This window comes from Rhodoluna sp., assembly GCF_049276775.1.
GTDB lineage: Bacteria > Actinomycetota > Actinomycetes > Actinomycetales > Microbacteriaceae > Rhodoluna.
In genome coordinates this window covers 1-2,228 of record NZ_JBASXC010000064.1, presented here as the reverse complement: position 1 = coordinate 2,228, position 2,228 = coordinate 1, and the positions used below count along the sequence as shown (strand labels likewise).

The 2,228-nt window shown below is 50.8% G+C and carries 3 protein-coding genes; all 3 read right to left on the bottom strand.

Going from position 1 to position 2,228, the window contains the following annotated elements; translation table 11 throughout:
- Positions 1–151: 151 nt before the first annotated feature.
- Positions 152–436 (bottom strand): hypothetical protein, encoded by a 285-nt coding sequence (locus WAO31_RS04075; protein ID WP_509590555.1) that lies wholly within the window; start codon positions 434–436, stop codon positions 152–154.
- Positions 437–443: 7 nt separating this feature from the next.
- A complete protein-coding gene (locus tag WAO31_RS04070) occupies positions 444–992 on the bottom strand; it encodes a thioesterase family protein (protein ID WP_509590553.1) in 549 nt (182 codons plus the stop codon).
- A 31-nt stretch (positions 993–1,023) separates the two neighbouring features.
- On the bottom strand, positions 1,024–2,228 hold a 1,205-nt coding region (locus WAO31_RS04065; RefSeq protein ID WP_509590551.1), incomplete at its 5' end, for a M13 family metallopeptidase.

Sequence of the window (2,228 nt, the reverse complement as noted above, 5' to 3'; positions counted from 1 at the left end):
CCTCACCCAGCAAATTCAGGTTCAGCGAGATGCCATCGGCTTGGACCTTCGCTAGGTGCTTGGTTAGCGGCTTATCTCTGGCGTCAGCAATCAAATGTGAGACCAGGGTTCGAAGCACGAATCTGGCAATTGGGATTACCGGGAACGGGAACTAGGGGGCAAAAATGCCACCTAGCCTGATCGCGAAGCGATCAAGCGGTGGCAATGCCTTTGGCACTATCTTCGTGAGCTTTCTAAGCTCACGAGCGGCAACTCTCATACTCTCGGGTCTGATGACCCGATCAACAAAGTTCAGGGTGAACTCAAGACCGTTGGGGTCCTTCAGTAGGGAAGAAAGCCTGGCTTCAGCTGCCGAGGAAGAGGCGTTGCCCTTGGCCTCAACGAGCCAACTTTCTACTAGCGACACTGCTTCTTTGGAGAGCGCTGCGCGGTTCATTTAGGGTTTATGTCCATTCACTCGGAGCTGGCTCTTTGCCCTTTGGCAAAGCTGATGCTTTGGACCAGGCCAGAACCCAATCGGGAAGCTTTGGAATGGGTCCGATCCAAGGTGTCACACTAAAGATGTCTTCCGGTGTCACAATTCCTCTGGAGCGCTTCAAGAACCTAATTCGAACAACTGCCCTCGCGTAGACCTCACCCTTGACAACAAATCTTTGCTCAAAGTAAAAAGCCTCGTCTGTCCAACCGATGACCTTGCTCTCAAGATCAAACGCTTGCCAAAGTTCAAGTGACTTTCTAAAGGTAACGTTCTCGGCGACCACCACCGGGTACCAGCCGAGCTTTTTCCACTTATTCCAGATACCGGTTCGCTTGCCGTGGTCGTAGCGACCCAAGTCCAAGATGGTCAAAAACACACCATTATTCATATGTGCATAGATATCTAGATCGGTGGGCCAAACCCTAAAGGGTCTTATGGCAACCTCGTGAATCTGGAGTGGTTTTCTTGTTCGCCAACTAAATAGCTGCACGATAAGTCTTAGCCAGAGTTTCAATTACCTAATCCCAACTTGTTCAAATCGCGCACTACCAAATGCTCACACGCTTGGACTGCTCCAACCAGAGCTTATCTTCAGCCGTTAGGTTGAACGCCTCATAGAACGCGTCAATGTTTCGAACAATCTGGTTACACCTAAACTCGGGAGGCGAGTGTGGATCGGTTGCAAGTCTCTGCAAGACAATCTCATCTCTTCCCTTTGTTCGCCAGGCCGCTGCCCAAGACAAGAACAGTCTTTGCTCGGGGGTTAGTCCATCGATAGGAGCGATTTCTCTTGCTGCCGCCGTCTGATCTTCTGCAAACATTAGATAGGCCTTGTATGCGATTCCAAGTCCTCCAAGGTCACCGATGTTCTCACCGATGGTGAGCTCGCCGTTCACTTTGTTCTCAGCTGGTAATTGCTCGGGAGAGAGTGCATTGAACTGCGAGATAAGGCTCGCAGTTCTTTCCTCAAATGCCTTGCGGTCAGCATCTGACCACCAGCTCATCAGTGCTCCGTCGCCGTCGTATTTGGATCCCTGGTCGTCAAAGCCGTGGCCGATCTCGTGGCCGATGACGGCACCGATTGCTCCGAAGTTCACAGCATCGTCGGCTTCCAAGGAAAAGAACGGCGGCTGCAAAATTGCAGCTGGGAAAACAATCTCGTTGAACCCCGGGTTGTAATAAGCGTTCACTGTCTGCGGGGTCATGAACCACTCGTCACGGTCTATTGGCGAGCCGATCTTTTTCATCTCAAGGTCCAAGTTCCAAGAGGTCACACGCTTAACGTTTCCAACTAGATCATTGCGGTCAATGACAATGCTCGAGTAGTCCTTCCACTTCACCGGGTACCCGATCTTTGGTGTGAACTTTTCTAGTTTCACTAGCGCCTTGGACTTTGTCTCATCGCTCATCCAAGGAAGCTCTTGAATGCTTTCCCGGTAAGCCTTGATCAAATACTCAACCAGCTCATCCATCTTGGCTTTTGCCTCAGGCGGGTAATACTTCTCGACGTAAATCTTTCCAACCGCTTCACCCAATGAACCCTCAACAAGAGAGACCGCTCGCTTCCAGCGAGCGCGATTGACCGGTGCGCCTGTCAACTTGGTTCCATAGAACGCAAATCTTTCGTCAACGAAGTCTTTAGACAAGTAAGCAGCCTTCGAGGAAATCACATGCCAGCTCATCCAGGTCTTTAGCGCCTCAAGGTTTTCTTCTGAATAAACAGCCTCAAGTCCTTCGAAGAAGGACGGCA